The following is a 15,411-nucleotide window of genomic DNA, read 5'->3' on the forward strand; positions in this document are numbered from 1 at the left end:
CTCAGCCGCCGATCTCGATCAGTTCGATCAGCTCGCCCGCAAAACCGCGCACCGTCACCACCCGCCGATCGCCGTAGATGGCTCCCCCCCGCCTTGTCGGCGGCGCGATGAAGGTCACGTCGAGCGCATCGAGATCGTCGACGGCAAGCGTGATCATCGCATTGCCCGGCGGCAGCATGTCGGGGTCGCCCTGCCGCACCGTCGCTTCGGCGGGATAATCGTCGACTTCGACGATCGGCAACCGCCCCTTCTGTACCATGGTGATGGTCGTGCGATAATCGCTGCCCAGCCCGAAGGCATTGTTGATCATCGAATAGGCCAGCGTGTAGCTGGTCGAGATATCCAGCTTCAGCGCCCGTTCGAACCATTGGAGGCTGGCTTCCCGGTCGGGCGTCGCCAGGATCGCGATGAAGATATGATCCGTCAGCGACCGCGCCTTGGGTAGGTCGGAGGCCGGCGTGTCTTCCGCCACCTCGTTGAGGTAGATCATCTCGCGCCCGCGCCCGGTAACCTGCATGGGCACGAAATAGGGCATGCCCTCCAGCGCCTTGGGAGCACCGACAATGTCGAAGCCGCTGCCCTGAAGGCGCTCCGGCCATCCGAAGACATCCTGCACCGTCAGTTCATAGGCCGCCCAGCCATAGCTTCTGGTCGGCTTGAAGTCGGCGGGCAGCGGCGCTTCGACCAGACGGAGAAAGCAATGCGCCCCGCTTTCGGGTTGCAGGACGGCAAATGGCGCCCCGGCGCTTTTGGGGCATCCCCAGCTCGCGGCAAGATCGGCGTCCAGCCTCCCCTGCTCGACGATCCTGAGGCCCAGGCAGTCATGATAATCCCTCAACGCAGCGTTCAGGTCCGGCGTCGAAATGACACCGCCGGCGATACGGCCGTGCGTCAGATAGGCGCTCATTTGAAGACGGCCCTGCGCTTTTCCAGAAAAGCCGAAACACCTTCCTGGAAGTCCTCGCCCAGAAATGCCGCCCCGAACAGGGCCTGCGTTTCCGCATCATCATCGGCTTGACCGTCCAATATACGGCGCACGATCCTCTTCGTGTTGCGGACGCTGTGAGAGGATGCCGCGGCGATCGTCTCGGCCAGGCTGACGGCCGCCGTCACCGGATCATCGTCCAATATCTCGATCAGGCCGATGCGCTGCGCTTCATCGGCGGGAAGCAATTGCGCGGTGAAGAGGATGCGCTTGGCCTGTGCCGGGCCGACCAGATCGACCAGCAGCTTGGTATCGTGCAGCGAATAGACAAGGCCGAGCTTGGCGGGCGTGATGCCGAAGCGCGCCCGCGACGACGCAACGCGCAGGTCGCAGGCGATGGACAGGCCGCAACCGCCACCGACGCAATCGCCGTCGATCGCCGCGATCACCGGCTTTTCGGCGCGCACCAGTTCATATTGGGCGCGGCCGATCGCAGCCTGGTTCTTCGCGCGCCATTCGGGATCGAGCGCGCCCACACCGAATTCCGCGATATCCGCCCCCGCGCAGAAGGTGCCGGCGGCCGCCGAGCGGAGGAGCATGACCTTGATCGTCTCGTCCGCCATCGCCTCCCCCAGCAACAGGGGAAATTCCTCCCACATCGCCTGGGTGAAGGCATTGCGCTTTTCCGCCCGGTCGATCAGCAGATGCGCGACCGCGCCCTGTTTTTCCAGGCGAAGGCTCATGCCGGATCGACCTTCGCCAGATGCTGGGCGATGGCGTGGCGGGTGGTGATCCACACATGCTTCTTCGCGGTCACATGGCGGAAGAATTCCTCCAGCGCCCAGATGCGGCCCGGACGGCCGATGATGCGCAGGTGCAGGCCCAGCGACATCATCTTGGGATTGCCCGCCTCCCCCTCGCGATAGAGCTGGTCGAAGCAGTTCTTCGCATATTCCAGCCACTGGGTCGGCGTCATCGCCGGGTCGGTCCACATCTTCATATCGTTGGAATCGAGCTGATAGGGGACGATGGCGATGGGCTTGCCGGGCACGGTGTCCCGGTCCCAGAAGGGCACGTCGCCCGAATAATCGTCCATATGATAGGCGAAGCCCTCCTCGATCAGCAGACGCCGCGTATTGTCGGTATGGAAGTATCGGCTGAGCCAACCATAGGGGCGCACGCCGACGGTCTTCTCGATGGAGGCGACCGCCTTGCGGATGAAGTCGCGCTCCTGCTCCTCATTCATCTTGAACTGGTGGACCCAGCGCCAGCCATGGCTGACCGGCTCATGCCCCAGTTCGGCGATGGCCTGTGCGATTTCCGGATGGTTTTCCAGGCTCAGCGCCGCGACCGTCCAGCTCGCCTTGATGTCATAATCGCGCAGCAGCTTCACGATGCGCGGGGCGCCCGCCTTGATGCCGTAGCGATAGTTGGATTCATTGCCATAGTTGCGGATGGCGGACTTGATATGGATGCCCAGTTCATCGACCGGCTCCATGCCGCGGTCGCCACGGGCCACGGTCATCTCCGACCCTTCCTCGACATTCACGACCACCGACAGCGCCAGCTTCGCGTCATGGGGCCAGTCGATACGTTCTTCGATCATCAATGCATCTCCTCACCGCCCGAGACGTTCAGCGCCTCGCCGGTCACATAAACCGCGTCGTCGGAAGCCAGCCATGCACAGGCCCCGGCGGTATCGCTGCCCTTGCCGGGGCGACCCATCGGGTTCTTGCGGTGCATATTCTCGACATAGGCCTCGACACTGTCGAAGCCGAGCAGCTTCGAGAAATATTCATTCTGCCGTGCACCGAGACCCGTTGTGACATGATTGGGGCACACCGCATTCACGGTGATGCCATATTGGCCCAGCTCGATGGCGTTGGAGCGGGTCAGCCCGACCATGCCATGTTTCGAACTGGTATAAGGCGCCATGTGCGGGAAGCCCGACTTGGCCGCCTGGCTGGCGATGTTGATGATGCGGCCGCCCTTGCCGCCCGCGATCATGGCCTTTGCCGCCGCCTTGGTGCCGTAGAAGGCGCCCGACAGGTTCACGCCGATCACCGCTTCCCACTCGCTGGACGTCGTTTCCAGCAGCGGCTTCATGATATAGCCGATGCCCGCATTATTGACCCAGATGTCGAGCGAACCGAACAGTTCGACGGCCTTGGCCGCCAGCGCCGCGCAGCTTTCCTCCGACCGCACGTCGCAGGGGATGACCGCGACCTTCGCGCCGCGCCGGCGCAGTTCCTCGGCCACCGCCTCCATCTCATCGGTGGTGCCGATGTCGCTGGCGCCCATATGCTCGGCGGGCTTGCCGAGGTCGGAGACGATGCAGTTCGCGCCCTCGTCCGCGAAGCGTTGCAGGATCGCCTGCCCCAGCCCCTTGTCACGGCCGGAGCCGGTGACGACGATGGTTTTCCCTTCGAAGCGGCGCATCACAGCGTCTCGGTCAGGATGAATTGCGGATTGTCCGCGAACTGCTGGAACTGGGCAGCGACCTTCTGCACCGCTTCGCTGGAGGCATCGACGCCGAAGGCCGCCATGTCGCTGATGTCGATCACCTCGAAATAGGCGTAGGGCGACGGCGCATCGCTGCCCAGCACGCCGGTCGCCCGGTGCACCTGGAAATCGGTGACGGAGGACAGCGCGTTGACGCCCGGAATATCGACCGTCCGCGCCCAATTTTCATAAGCGGCGGGATCGGCGTCCGGCTTCAGGTTGAACAGCACGATGATGCGCATGGGGCTCTCCTTAATGTCACTCAAATCAGGGGGGACGGCACGAAACCGGCAAGACCGGCGTCGAGCTTGCGGGCCAGCGCAAATAGCGCAGCCTCACCATGGGGCGGGCCGACCAGTTGCACCGCCACCGGCATCCCGTCGGCGTTCAACCCCGCAGGAATGCTGATCGCCGGCAAGCCCGCAATATTGGCGAAGGCGGTGAAGGCCGATTGGGTCACGGGCGGGCGGCTATTGTGGCGGAAGGCCGCTTGCGGAGCTGTCGGCATCAATAATATGCCATCGTCCCCGATGGCATCGCGCACGGTCATCCGCGTACGCGCCAATATCTGCTGGGCGCGCGTGACGTCCGCGTCGGAACGGCTGTCGGCATAGTCGAGCATGAAGCGCAGTTCGTCCGACAGCCGGTCCGCCGCCTCCGTACGGACCGCGCCCATATGTGCAACCAATTCACGCGCCGCCACGACGAAACCCGCAAAGCGCACGTCGGCGGCGCTATCCACCAGCTTGAGCGACCGTCGCGGCAGATCGTCGACCAGCGCCCCTGCATGCTCATAAGCGGCAAGCACCGCCGCCTCGCAACCCAGATCATCGAAATTGTCGAGCAGCACCAGCCGCTTCGGGGTGATACCGGCATCCGCCGGGCCGCCCAGCACCGCCATCAAGGATTCCAGATCGTCGATCGATCGCGCGATCGGGCCGATGCTGTCCAGCCATTCGCTCAGGGGAACAAGGCCCTTGTCGGAAATGGCGCCCGGCGTCGGCTTGATGCCGTAGACGCCGTTATAGGCGGCCGGAATGCGTACCGAACCCAGCGTGTCGGTGCCCAGCGACGCGACACAAAGCCCCGCCGACACTGCAGCGCCACTACCGCCCGACGACCCACCGGGCGTGTGGCCTTCACGATGCGGATTGATCGTCTGGCCGAACCAGGGATTGTCGGTCGTCGCGCCCAGCGCCGCTTCATGCATGTTGAGCGTGCCAAGGATGATCGCACCGGCCGCGCGCAGCCGTGCCACCACCTCCGCGTCCTCGGCGGCGATGATGCCACGCCGCACCGCCATGCCGGCATTCCACTCCAGCCCCTTCACCGCGATGTTGGACTTCACCGCGACAGGCACGCCCTCCAGAGAGCCCGCCCTGCCCTCTACAATCCGCTTGCCGCTTTCCACAGCCGCAGCAACGGCACCGTCGCGGTCGACCTCTACATAGGAGCGGATCGCACCGTCATGGGCATCGATGCGCGCCAGATAATGCGCGACGACCGCGGCGGGCGTGGTTTCGCCCGCCGCATAGGCCGCACGCAATCCGGCGATGCCGAGCCGATGCAGTTCACTCACGGCTTGCGCTCATCGATCAGGCGGATCGGCTTCTGGCGCACGTCGATCTGGGTCAGGGTCGCCGTCTCGCCGGCACCGACCAGCTTCACCGAAACCTCGACGCCCAGCCCCTGCCGCAGCAGGCCGGCCAGTTGCGTCTCGTCCGTGCCGCCCCGGCTTTCGAGCGTGACCTGCATATCGTCCCGCCCGGAGGCATCGCGCGAGACATGGCAGACAAATTCCCCGGTCAGGTCGGCGCGATTCTCGATCAGCGAGCCGATGGCATGGGGGAAGACATTGATGCCGCGCAGCTTCACCATATTGTCGCTGCGGCCCTTGAACCCGGCGATCCGCTTGAAGGCTATGCCCGTCTGGTTGGCGCCGGTCAGCTCATGGGTGATGTCATGGGTGTTGAAGCGGATGCAGGGCGCGATGTCATCCTTGAACAGGCAGGTCACGACCATGTCGCCGGTATCGCCCGCGCCCACGGCCGCGCCCGTATCGACATCGAGCAGTTCCAGATATTGCGCGTCCTCCCAGACATAGAGGCCGTCGCGTTCCGGACCTTCGCCCGCGATCGATCCGGTATCGCCCACGCCATACCAGTCATAGGCCTTGGCCCCGCCCCATGCCTTTTCGACGCTGGACCGGTCTTCGGTGCCCAGATGGCCGCAGATCATCTTGATGTTGATCTTGTCGAGCAGCCCTTCCGCCTCGGCCACCTCGGCCAGCTTGCGGATATAATCGATGAAGCCGACCAGCACAGAAACGTTGAAATCCGCCATCAACCCGACCTGGTTGATCGATCGCGTCTCGATGCCGGTGCCCGCCGACAGGAAGATCGAGTTGGTGAAATGCATCACCGCCTCGCGGATATAATGGCCGCCATTGATCATGCCGTGGCCATAGACGGACTGCACCACGTCGCCGGGGCTGACCCCCTGCCAGCGGTACATGCGGCCCACGAGCAGATTGGTGATCTCGCGCCCCTTGGGACCGAAGAGCAGTGCCTGCGGCCGCCCGGTGGTGCCCGACGTGGTGTGGAAGATCGTCGGCGGACGATCGGCTCCGCCCAGGCCAGCGAAATCGCCATAGGGCGGGTGTGCGGCGATCGAGGCCATGAGGTCGGTCTTGTCATAGACCGGCAGCTTCACGATGTCCTCCAGGCTGCGGATATCGGCCGCCTCGATGCCCTTCGCGCCCCAAAGGCGCTGATAGAAGGGGATTTCCCAGCCGCGCTTCATCAGCTTGAGAAAGCGTTCGTTCTGCAACGCGTGCAGTTCGTCGCGGCTCATACCCGTGTAGCGCGCCACGAAGGCATCGCCCACCGGATAGTCCTGAAGCATCTGCTTGGCGTCGAAGGCTTCGAAATAGGTCGGGAAAGTCATGGTTGCTCCGGACGTGTGAAATAGGAAAGCGGATCGGAAAACAGGCGCGGATCGGGCTCGCTGGCGGCAAGCTCGCGGGCAAGGTCACGTTTGGCCTGCGTCTGCGCGGGGCTCATGGCGGCGTCGGGATGGCCGAGCGTCGCGGGGATGGTGCGCTCCAGGAGCGTGCCGTCGGCACGCGTGACGACCAGCCGCTGCGGCGATAGGGCGTTGGGATCGGCATTGCCGTCCAGCGTGATGACCAGCCTGTCGGCCAGCGCGGCGATCGCCGGATCGGCGAAGGTCGCGGGCGTGAACCGGCGCGGATCGATCCGCCCATCGGTCAGCATCAGCGCCACCAGCAACGGCAGGCATAGGCGCGCATAGGCCGGCGTCATGTCCGCGCTGAAGGGACGCCCCACCAGTCGCTGGATGAGCGGCGGCACGAAAGCGTCGATCCTTACGACCGAACCGGCGTCCACCGCCCCCTCCCGCAGCAGCGTGTCGAGCGTCGCGAGCACCGCATGGCTCGCCCGCCCCGACGGGAACGGCTTGATGCTGACTTCCGCGATGCGCCAGACCTGCCCCAGCGCATCGGCATAGGAGTTGATGTCGCCTCCATCGAATAATGTGAAATAGCCGAACGGCCCTTCCAGCGCGTCATGCGGACCGGTCAGCCCGGCCTTGACCAGATCGACCGCCGCGATGGCCGACCTTGCCGCTCCGGCGATCTGGAGCGGCAGCGCGATCGATCCCTCGACATGCGCCTGCATCGTGCCCGCGCATTGCGAATAGGCCAGCCCTAGAACATCGTCCAGTCGGTCCACGCCGTCGATCCGGGCCACCGCCAGCGCCGACCCGATGCAGCCCGCCGTCGCGGGGCGGAAGAAACGGAGCGGCGTGTCCGCCGACAGGCCAAGACCGCTGGCGATATCCACACCGACCGCGAGCGCGGTCAACGCGTCCTCCGGGTCGCATCCGCCGCGCCGGTCGATGGCAGCCATGACGGAAGCCGTCACGGTCGACAGCGCATGGACCACCGCAGGTTCGTGCACCGCGTCCCATTCGAGACAATGGATCTGGAAGGCGTTGACGAAGGCTGCGCCCGCCGCGGGCAGGCGCATGTTCCGCGCAATCAGGCGGGCATCGCTTCCCTGCCCCCAGCCGCACGCGGCGGCCAGCACAGGATCGGCGCCGGGTGCCGTCGAACCCGCCGCTCCGGTCGCCAGCGTGTCGCCCAGCAGGTGAAGCGCAGCCGCCCGCACCGCCGGGGGAAGCCGGTGCCCGGCACGGGCGAAATCCACTATGCGTCGCGTCGCGCTCACAACCAGCCCTCCAATATGCGCAGGATGTCCGACACCCGATCGCCCTCAAGCGTGGCCGCGATCATGTCGCTCGCCTCATCGGTGCCGATACCACCCCATGCCATCAGCGCGCGGGCCTTTTCAACCACGCCCACCTCGGACAAGGGCCGTTCCGGATCGCCCCGCGCATCGGCCAGCGTGACCCTGCCCTTGTCGCTCGACAGGGTGGCCCCGAAATGCGCGGGATAGGCGCGAGTCAATTCCTCGCTCTCCATTACCGTCACCAGTCTGCGCGCCGGGGCCAGCGCGGCGATCGCATCGGGTTCGAAGTCGGCCAGTTGCGGCACGCCTCTGTCCATGATGATCGCAACGGCATGTTGCAGCGAGAATTTCGCATCGAGCACGCTTTGCGGATCGGGCCGGTCGCAAAAGACGAGCGCATCGCGATAAGTGGCGACCGTCACCCGTCCCTCCAGCGCCCCCGCCGCCTTCAATTCCAGCGCCGCGTCGATGGCGGGATGCGCATGGCGGCAGGCGCCCCATGGCTTGAAGCTGACCTCATCGATGCGCCAGCCCTCCGCCAGCATCAAAGGTTTTGGCGCATCGCACGTCGCCGCGAACAGACCCTGTGGCCCTTCCAGGATGAAGCGCGGCCCGGTCACGCCCGCCACCGCATGCCGCGCCGCTGCCATGCCCGTCATCATCGCATGCGCCAGATGCCATTGCTTGGCCATGACCGGCTCATGCCGCATCTGCCAAAGGCCACCGGTCACCGACCCCGCCAGCCCCAGCGCCGATACGAGCTGGGCCTCGTTTGCGTCCAGACGCGATGCGGCCGCGGCGGCGGCTCCGAAGCTGCCTGCCGTCGCCGTATTGTGCCAGAAGGCATAATGCCGTCCGTCCAGCATCGCGCCGATCCCAATCATGGCCTCATAGCCGCGCACGCCCGCATCGAGCGCATCGTCGAGCGCATCCCCACCCATGGCCAGGACCGTCGGCCAGACCGCAGGCCCCGGATGCAGGATCGCCGTGCGGTGGACATCGTCCATCTCCAGCACATTGCCCAGCCACGCAGCCTTGTCGGCGGACGCGGCCAGGCCGTCCTTCGCCAGCGATCGGGCGATATCGGATTGCCTGCCGCCCGCAACGCAGGCCAACCAGTCCAGAAGATGAAGCCTGGCCTTTGTCCGGACAATTTTTTCTATCGGACGCTGGAGATGCTGTGCAATGCGTTCGACTAGGCTATGGTCTATTGCAGTCATCGGAGATACTCCGACACGTAATGGATACACAGGGGAGTCTTGATTTGTCGGCCGAAGTTCAAACGACTACGCGAAGCCGCAGCAAAAAGCCGCGCTATCAGGAATTGGCCGAAGATCTGCGCGCGGGAATATTGCGCGGGGACTATCCCGATCCTGCCCAATTTCCTACCGAAAGCGTGCTGTGCGCGCGCTACGGCGTCAGCCGCTTCACCGTCCGCGAGGCTCTTCGTTCCCTCCAGACCGAGGGGCTCATTCAACGCAAGCGCGGTTCGGGCACAGTGATCAAGCCTGCCTCGGCACGCGGCGGCGCGCTGCACCAGCCGCTGTCCAACGTCGGCGAAATCCTGCAATATGCGCGTGACAGCGAAATTCTTTTCACCCCGATGGGCGCGACGCTGCTGCCCAAGAAGTTCGCCGTCCATATCGGCGAGCCGGTGAACGGACGCTGGCATCATTTTCGCGGCCTGCGCACCCGGCATGGCCAGGCCGGACCCATCGCCCTCACCGACGCCTATATCCATCCCGACCTGGAAAGCGCCGCGCGGGAAATCCAGCCCAATGAGGACACGATCTTCCGACAGCTTGAACGCCTCTCGGGCGTCAAGGTCGCCAGCGTGACGCAGGACATCCAGGCCGTACCGGCCAGCGGCCCGGTGGCTATCGAACTGGGTGTACCCCGCCGCAGCCCCTGCCTCCGCATCCTGCGCTGCTATTTCGACGCCACCGGCCGCCTGATCGAGATCTCCGCCAGCCACCATCCCGGCGACCGGTTCGCCTACACCATGCATATCGACGTCGAGTAACAGGGGTTCAGCCATCGGCGCCAAGCTCCGGCGCCGATGCGGGAACCCATGGCTGCTCGCCCGCGAAGCGGATCGGCGGCGCGATGTGATGCGCGCCATCGGCCTCGACGATCAGGCCTCTCGCGAGCATATGAGGTGCCGAAAAGGCCTCGCGGAAGTCGAGTACCGGCGAGAAGGCGACATCCTTGTCGGCGAACCACGCGACCCATTCGTCGCGCGTCCGCGTGCGGAAGCTGTCGCGCAGGAAGCCGATCAAGGGCGCCTGCGCTTCGCCCGGATCGACCGATCCCAGCGGGATGAGATCGGGCCGTTCCAGCGCATTCAGCAGATTGGCGACGAATTTCAGTTCGCGCCCGCCCAGCACCACATGCTTGCCGTCGGCCGTCTCATAGACATTGTAGAAGGCCGCGCCCCCCAGCGAACGCTGACTGCTCGACCGCGGCGGCTCCCCGCCTGCGACCGCGGTTCCGGCGATATGAGCGCACCATGGCAGCAGGGAATCGAACATGGCGACATCGATATAGTCCCCCCGCCCGGTCCGTTCACGGCCGATCAGGCCCATCAGCACGGCCGACAAGCCTGTCAGTCCCGCCGCCATGTCGGCCGAGGGCGCGCCGGGCACGACGGGCATGCCATCCGGTCCGTCATTGACCGCAAGAAAGCCCGCCATGGCCTGGACCGCCATGTCGTGCGCGGCATGATGCGCCCATTCGCCCGTCTGGCCAAAGGCCGAAATGGAGCAATAGACGATCCGGGGATTGCGGGCCGCGACGGCCTCATATCCGAAGCCCAAACGGGCAACGACGCCCGGCCGGAAGCCTTCGATGAACACATCGGCATCGTCGATCAATGCCCACAACGCATCGCACCCCGCCGCGCTCTTGAGGTCGAGCGCGACGCTCTTCTTGCCCCGGTTGAGGTTGCGGAACCAGATCGACTGCCCCGCCTCGAACGGCGCCAGGCCGCGCACCGGCTCGCCACTCAAAGGCTCGACCTTCACGACCTCCGCCCCCTGGTCCGCCATCATGACCGACAGCATCGGCCCCGGCAGGAACTGCGACAGGTCGATGACCTTTATTCCCGAAAGCTTGCCCATCGGATCAGACGACACCCTTGCTCTTGAAGGACTCTATGTCCGTGGCGCTGAACCCGGCCTCCGCCAGCACCGCCTCCGTATCCGCACCCAGAAGCGGCGCCGAACGGTTGGGCAGGCGCTCTCCATCCATGCGGATCGGGTTGGCCAGCACGCGCAGTTGCTCGCGATCGGGATGGGACACGGTGTCGATCATTCCCGTGCTTTGCAGATAGGGATTGTCGAGCGCCTGGTCGAGACCATAGACCGGCGATACCGGCATGTGTCCGGCGAGCCGCTCCATCCAATAGGCGACCGGCTGTTCCCGGAAAACGCCGTCGAGGATGACGGTCAGCGCATCGCGATTGGCCAGCCGGTCGGCGGGCGTCGCGAAACGTTCGTCGGTGGCCAATCCGGGATGACCGATGCGCTCCACCAGAACGTCCCAGAATTTCGGCAGTTGGGCCATGACGAACACCCATCCGTCGGCCGCGCGGAACATCTGGCTCGGCGTGACCGAGGGATGCGCCGAACGTTCCGTCCGTCCGGTGACGTCGCCCTCGTTCAGATACCAGACCGCCGGATAGCTGGTCTGATGGATCGCGGCGGAAAGCAGGTCGACATCCACGTCCCGGCCCACGCCCGAACGCTGCGCATCGACCAACGCACCCAGCAGGCCGATCGTCATGATCGTGCCGGTCATGAAATCGACCAGCGACAGGCCGGCACGCGTCGGCGGCGCGTCGGGTTCACCCGTCAGCGACAGCCAGCCCGCCTCCGCCTGCATCAAATAGTCGTATCCCGGCCAGCGCGCACGATCATTGTCCCGCCCATAGGCCGACAGATGCGCACAGACGAGCGCGGGATTGACGTCCTTCAACTGCGCATAGGTCAGGCCGATCTTCTCCGGCAGATCGCCGCGCAGATTGTTGACCACGGCATGGCTCGTCGCGGCCAGCCGGTGCAGGATCGCCTTGCCATCAACCGAATTGAGGTCAAGCGTCAGCGAACGCTTGTTGAGATTGAAGCTCTGAAAATAGAGGCTCTCGCCCTTACGCAGATAATGCGGGCCCACCGCACGGGCCGTGTCGCCCGCCTTGGGCGGTTCGATCTTGATGACCTCCGCCCCCATCTGCGCGAGAAACATGGTGCCGTACGGGCCGGCACCATATTGTTCAGCCGATAATATCCGGAAGCCTTCCAGGGGAAGTTTTCGCGTCACGCCGGATTCCTCTTCAGCCACTGCTTGGCGATGATCATCCGCTGCATCTCGTTGGTGCCCTCGCCGATGCACATCAGCAGGGAGTCGCGATAATAGCGTTCGATCTCATATTCCTTGGAATAGCTGTAGCCACCGAAGATGCGCATCGCCTCCTCCGAATTGCGGACTGCGGCTTCCGACGCGAAATATTTGGCCATGCCCGCTTCCATGTCGCAACGTTCGCCGCGATCATAGGCCTGCGCGGCCTGATTGACGAGCAGCCGGGCAGCCTCCGCCCGCGTCACCATCTCGCCCAGCTTGAGCTGGATCGCCTGATGCTGCGCAATGGGCTTGCCCATGGTCTTGCGGAGCTGGGCATATTCGGTCGCCAGCCGCAGCGATCCTTCGGCCAGGCCCACGCCGCGCGACGCCACGTTGATGCGGCCCAGTTCCAGCCCGCCGGTGGCCTGGAAGAAACCCTCGCCCTCGACTTCGCCGATCAGATTTTCAGCCGGGATGCGATAATTGTCGAACACCAGTTCGGCAGTATCGATCGCCTTGTAACCCAGCTTGTCGAACTTCTTGCCGACGGTGAAACCATCGCCCTTGGGCGCGATGAACAGACTCATGCCCTTGTAACGCGGCTCGGCCTGGGGATTGGTCTTCACCAGCAGCGCGATGCAACTGCCCTGGATGCCGTTGGTGATCCACGTCTTGGTGCCGTTGATGACATAATCGTCGCCCTCGCGCACCGCATGCGTCCGGATCGCCTGGAGATCGGTGCCCGCATCAGGTTCGGTCAGCCCCAGCCCGCCACGGATTTCCCCGCTCGCGAACTTGGGCAACCATTTCCGCTTCTGCGCCTCCGTACCGAAACGCTCGACCGCCGCCGCCATCATCAGGTGCGAATTGACGATGCCGGTGATCGCCATCCAATAGGAGGAAATACGCGTGACGATCTTGGAATAGGTCGTGGCCGGCAGGCCCAGTCCGCCATATTCCTGGCCGATGGTGGCGCCAAAGAGCCCCATTTCCTTCATCTGCTCCACCAGTTCGGCAGGCCAGATGTCGTTATGGTCGTGATGCATGACCACTGGATGGACATCGCGTTCGATCCAGCGGTCGATGGTTTCCAGCAGGGCGGCTTCGTCGTCGGCATCGATATGCCGTTGGACATGTTCAGACATGGTCACTCACCCTTCAATCGTCGACGGGACCGAAACCACGCTTCCAGATCAGCATGGTACGGTTGAAGGTGCAGACAATCTTGCCGTCCTGGTTCTTGCCGATCGTCTTGACCGTGACGATGCCTTGTTCCGGACGAGAACTGGATTCCCGCTTCTCGACGACTTCGCTCTCCGCATAGATCGTGTCACCCGGGAACATCGGATGGGTCAGCCGGATATTGTCCCAGCCGAGATTCGCCACGGCCTTCTGGCTGACGTCCGAAACGCTCATGCCGACCATCAGCGCCACGGTCAGCGGCGAACAGACCAGCGGCTTTCCAAATTCGGTCTTCTTGGCGAATTCATAATCGAAATGCGCCGGATGCGTATTCATGGTCAGCAGCGTGAATTGCACATTGTCGGCATCGGTGATGGTGCGTCCGGGCCGGTGTTCATAGATGTGGCCGACCACGAAGTCTTCATAGTAGCGACCGAAAGTCTCACGGAAGCGTCCGGGGCTGACTTCTACAACGCCTTCACGCATCTTGTTTGCTCCGCATGGCCAATATCCTTTGATATCGCCGCATGATCGGCACTTCGAGCATGCGGCCGTTGAAACGTACTGCGGCCCCACCGGCCGCATCGAAAACCCTTTGCGCCTCTTCCGCTTCAGCAATCTGTTCGGCCGTCGGACGGAAGGTCGCGTTGATCACGTCCACCTGCGCGGGATGGATGGCCGCCTTGCCGCTGAAACCTAGCGCATGCGCAGCCGCAGCCTCATGAGACAGGCCCGCCATGTCGTCCATCGCAATGAAGGGCACGTCGATCGCCGGAATGGCGGCCCCGGCGCACGCCATCACGAAGGCGCCACGCGCCGAACGCAGCGGCTCCCATGCCAGCGCGACACCCAGTTCCGCGGCGAAATCCCCGCCGCCGAACATCATCGCGACGACACCTGGCGTCGCCGCGATTTCCGGCGCCGCCCGCAGGCCCTTCACCGTTTCGATCAGCGGCACGATGCCCGGGGTGCGATCCCCCAGTACAGAGGCGATGATCCCGATCTCCACCGGACTTTCCACCATCGGCACCAGGATCAGCGACGGCAGAACCGGCGCATCGGCCAGCGCGAGCAGGTCCTCCAGACCCGCGCGCGCGGTCATGCCGTTGATGCGCAGGATGAGTCGCGAATCGCCCCCGGCAATCGCCGCGATGGCCGCCGCGCGCGCATCCCCCTTGGCCGGTGCGGGGACCGAATCCTCAAGATCGATGCACACGGCATCGGCATTGCTGGCCAGCGCCTTGCCATAGCGCTCCGGCTTCGATCCCGGCACGAACAGCAGCGATGAAAGAGTGATGGGCGTGTTCACCGCGGAACCCTTTTTGTTGACCGCTCTAAAATTTGTCCGGACAAATTATAAGTCAAGCACAAAAGCGCCGACCCGCGCTTTCCGTCAGAACGGCTTAACCGTCCCAAGGTAGGAGGTGACAATCAGCAGCCCGTAAACGATGAAAACCCAGATACGGGTACGGTCCATCGTGCGGCGCAGCGGCACCTCCGTCTCATCGCTCGACCCTTCCTTCAGCAGGCGGCCGAGCTGCGGACCCACCGGCTTGAAGGCGACGTCGATCATGATGGCGGCAACGAAGATCAGCCCGAACAGCAGCGCCTTCATGGCAAGCCATTTTTCGGCCAGCGGCGCGCCCGTGGCGAGCGAAACGATCCCCAGGCCCAAATAGCCGATGGTGATCACATTCTTCAGCCAGAATTCGATTTTCCGGTTGCGCGCGGCACGCGGCGTCATGTCGTGGAAATGCGCGTCCCAGACGAGCCAAAGCCATGCGAGCCCCGTCAGCCAGGCACCTGCCAGCAACAAGGACGGCACCGCCCAATACCCCCCCAGGGTCACCACCGAAAGCGACACTGGCACCATCAGGGCCCATGCCGTGCGCGGCGTCATGTCGACCAGGACAAGCAGCTTCAACAGAGCGATTCGCTGGTCCAGCGTATAGAGGTGGCGCTTGCGGAAATGCTGCCCCGCGAGAAAAACGCCGACGTCGCCGCCGAGCCACAAAACAAAGAGAAACAAGTGGAAATAGACGAGGCTGGGATAGGCCAGATCGGCGAGTGACATCTGAAATTTCTCCTCCATGGCTCAGGGCCGCTTGACAGCTTCCTGCTTACATGAAAATTTGTCCGGACAAATTAGAAAATCGTCGGCAGGCGGAACAAGCCGATCCGGAACCAGAAAAA

At 64.2% G+C, this 15,411-nt stretch carries 16 protein-coding genes; 1 reads left to right on the forward strand and 15 read right to left on the reverse strand.

Features of this window, described 5'->3' with window-relative positions:
* Window position 1: 1 nt before the first annotated feature.
* The 9 genes from CAF53_RS21155 to CAF53_RS21195 are packed head-to-tail and all read right to left on the reverse strand — an operon-like array spanning window position 2 to window position 8,918.
* Window positions 2–907, reverse strand: a complete 906-nt coding sequence (locus CAF53_RS21155) for a hypothetical protein (RefSeq protein WP_100239479.1) — start codon at window positions 905–907, stop codon at window positions 2–4.
* Window positions 904–1,668 (reverse strand): enoyl-CoA hydratase-related protein, encoded by a 765-nt coding sequence (locus CAF53_RS21160; RefSeq protein WP_100239480.1) that lies wholly within the window; start codon window positions 1,666–1,668, stop codon window positions 904–906. The genes CAF53_RS21155 and CAF53_RS21160 overlap by 4 nt, the downstream gene beginning before the upstream one ends.
* A complete protein-coding gene (locus CAF53_RS21165) occupies window positions 1,665–2,531 on the reverse strand; it encodes a polysaccharide deacetylase family protein (RefSeq protein WP_100239481.1) in 867 nt (288 codons plus the stop codon). The genes CAF53_RS21160 and CAF53_RS21165 overlap by 4 nt, the downstream gene beginning before the upstream one ends.
* Window positions 2,531–3,364 carry an SDR family NAD(P)-dependent oxidoreductase gene (locus tag CAF53_RS21170; protein ID WP_100239482.1) on the reverse strand — a complete coding sequence of 278 codons (834 nt, stop codon included), beginning with the start codon at window positions 3,362–3,364 and terminating at the stop codon, window positions 2,531–2,533. The genes CAF53_RS21165 and CAF53_RS21170 overlap by 1 nt, the downstream gene beginning before the upstream one ends.
* A complete protein-coding gene (locus tag CAF53_RS21175; protein ID WP_046765206.1) occupies window positions 3,364–3,669 on the reverse strand; it encodes an REDY-like protein HapK in 306 nt (101 codons plus the stop codon). The genes CAF53_RS21170 and CAF53_RS21175 overlap by 1 nt, the downstream gene beginning before the upstream one ends.
* 20 nt (window positions 3,670–3,689) lie before the next feature.
* Window positions 3,690–5,006: an amidase gene (locus CAF53_RS21180; protein ID WP_100239483.1), complete on the reverse strand. Its 1,317-nt coding sequence runs from the start codon at window positions 5,004–5,006 to the stop codon at window positions 3,690–3,692.
* On the reverse strand, window positions 5,003–6,373 hold the full coding sequence (locus tag CAF53_RS21185) for a phenylacetate--CoA ligase family protein (RefSeq protein ID WP_100239484.1): 1,371 nt from the start codon (window positions 6,371–6,373) through the stop codon (window positions 5,003–5,005). The genes CAF53_RS21180 and CAF53_RS21185 overlap by 4 nt, the downstream gene beginning before the upstream one ends.
* The gene (locus CAF53_RS21190; RefSeq protein WP_100239485.1) at window positions 6,370–7,677 is read right to left on the reverse strand and encodes an MmgE/PrpD family protein; all 1,308 of its coding nucleotides are present in this window, start codon (window positions 7,675–7,677) and stop codon (window positions 6,370–6,372) included. The genes CAF53_RS21185 and CAF53_RS21190 overlap by 4 nt, the downstream gene beginning before the upstream one ends.
* Window positions 7,674–8,918, reverse strand: coding sequence for an MmgE/PrpD family protein (locus tag CAF53_RS21195; RefSeq protein ID WP_100239486.1), 1,245 nt, complete (start codon window positions 8,916–8,918; stop codon window positions 7,674–7,676). The genes CAF53_RS21190 and CAF53_RS21195 overlap by 4 nt, the downstream gene beginning before the upstream one ends.
* Window positions 8,919–8,962: 44 nt before the next feature.
* Between CAF53_RS21195 and CAF53_RS21200 the strand changes: the two genes are divergently transcribed.
* The gene (locus CAF53_RS21200) at window positions 8,963–9,721 is read left to right on the forward strand and encodes a GntR family transcriptional regulator (protein ID WP_232307643.1); all 759 of its coding nucleotides are present in this window, start codon (window positions 8,963–8,965) and stop codon (window positions 9,719–9,721) included.
* 7 nt (window positions 9,722–9,728) lie between these two features.
* Here CAF53_RS21200 and CAF53_RS21205 read toward each other — a convergent pair whose 3' ends face one another.
* From CAF53_RS21205 to CAF53_RS21230, 6 genes are all read right to left on the reverse strand, one after another.
* Window positions 9,729–10,832, reverse strand: coding sequence for a CoA transferase (locus CAF53_RS21205; protein ID WP_242443548.1), 1,104 nt, complete (start codon window positions 10,830–10,832; stop codon window positions 9,729–9,731).
* Window positions 10,822–12,015 carry a CoA transferase gene (locus tag CAF53_RS21210; RefSeq protein ID WP_046765330.1) on the reverse strand — a complete coding sequence of 398 codons (1,194 nt, stop codon included), beginning with the start codon at window positions 12,013–12,015 and terminating at the stop codon, window positions 10,822–10,824. Before CAF53_RS21210 ends, CAF53_RS21205 begins: the two co-directional genes overlap by 11 nt.
* Window positions 12,012–13,181: an acyl-CoA dehydrogenase family protein gene (locus tag CAF53_RS21215; RefSeq protein WP_100239488.1), complete on the reverse strand. Its 1,170-nt coding sequence runs from the start codon at window positions 13,179–13,181 to the stop codon at window positions 12,012–12,014. Before CAF53_RS21215 ends, CAF53_RS21210 begins: the two co-directional genes overlap by 4 nt.
* A 13-nt stretch (window positions 13,182–13,194) precedes the next feature.
* On the reverse strand, window positions 13,195–13,704 hold the full coding sequence (locus CAF53_RS21220; protein WP_046765200.1) for a MaoC family dehydratase: 510 nt from the start codon (window positions 13,702–13,704) through the stop codon (window positions 13,195–13,197).
* Window positions 13,697–14,527 carry a CoA ester lyase gene (locus CAF53_RS21225; protein ID WP_100239489.1) on the reverse strand — a complete coding sequence of 277 codons (831 nt, stop codon included), beginning with the start codon at window positions 14,525–14,527 and terminating at the stop codon, window positions 13,697–13,699. Before CAF53_RS21225 ends, CAF53_RS21220 begins: the two co-directional genes overlap by 8 nt.
* A gap of 84 nt (window positions 14,528–14,611) precedes the next feature.
* The gene (locus CAF53_RS21230; protein WP_100239598.1) at window positions 14,612–15,292 is read right to left on the reverse strand and encodes a hypothetical protein; all 681 of its coding nucleotides are present in this window, start codon (window positions 15,290–15,292) and stop codon (window positions 14,612–14,614) included.
* Between the last annotated feature and the right edge of the window lie 119 nt (window positions 15,293–15,411).

Source organism: Sphingobium sp. LB126, from assembly GCF_002795205.1.
GTDB lineage: Bacteria > Pseudomonadota > Alphaproteobacteria > Sphingomonadales > Sphingomonadaceae > Sphingobium > Sphingobium chungbukense.

Excerpts from the sequence above, each read along its gene's own strand:
- CAF53_RS21155 (WP_100239479.1), bottom strand. The coding sequence starts at position 907 with ATGAGCGCCTATCTGACGCACGGCCGTATCGCCGGCGGTGTCATTTCG.
- CAF53_RS21160 (WP_100239480.1), bottom strand. The coding sequence starts at position 1,668 with ATGAGCCTTCGCCTGGAAAAACAGGGCGCGGTCGCGCATCTGCTGATC.
- CAF53_RS21165 (WP_100239481.1), bottom strand. The coding sequence starts at position 2,531 with ATGATCGAAGAACGTATCGACTGGCCCCATGACGCGAAGCTGGCGCTG.
- CAF53_RS21170 (WP_100239482.1), bottom strand. The coding sequence starts at position 3,364 with ATGCGCCGCTTCGAAGGGAAAACCATCGTCGTCACCGGCTCCGGCCGT.
- CAF53_RS21175 (WP_046765206.1), bottom strand. The coding sequence starts at position 3,669 with ATGCGCATCATCGTGCTGTTCAACCTGAAGCCGGACGCCGATCCCGCC.
- CAF53_RS21185 (WP_100239484.1), bottom strand. The coding sequence starts at position 6,373 with ATGACTTTCCCGACCTATTTCGAAGCCTTCGACGCCAAGCAGATGCTT.
- CAF53_RS21195 (WP_100239486.1), bottom strand. The coding sequence starts at position 8,918 with ATGACTGCAATAGACCATAGCCTAGTCGAACGCATTGCACAGCATCTC.
- CAF53_RS21215 (WP_100239488.1), bottom strand. The coding sequence starts at position 13,181 with ATGTCTGAACATGTCCAACGGCATATCGATGCCGACGACGAAGCCGCC.
- CAF53_RS21220 (WP_046765200.1), bottom strand. The coding sequence starts at position 13,704 with ATGCGTGAAGGCGTTGTAGAAGTCAGCCCCGGACGCTTCCGTGAGACT.
- CAF53_RS21230 (WP_100239598.1), bottom strand. The coding sequence starts at position 15,292 with ATGTCACTCGCCGATCTGGCCTATCCCAGCCTCGTCTATTTCCACTTG.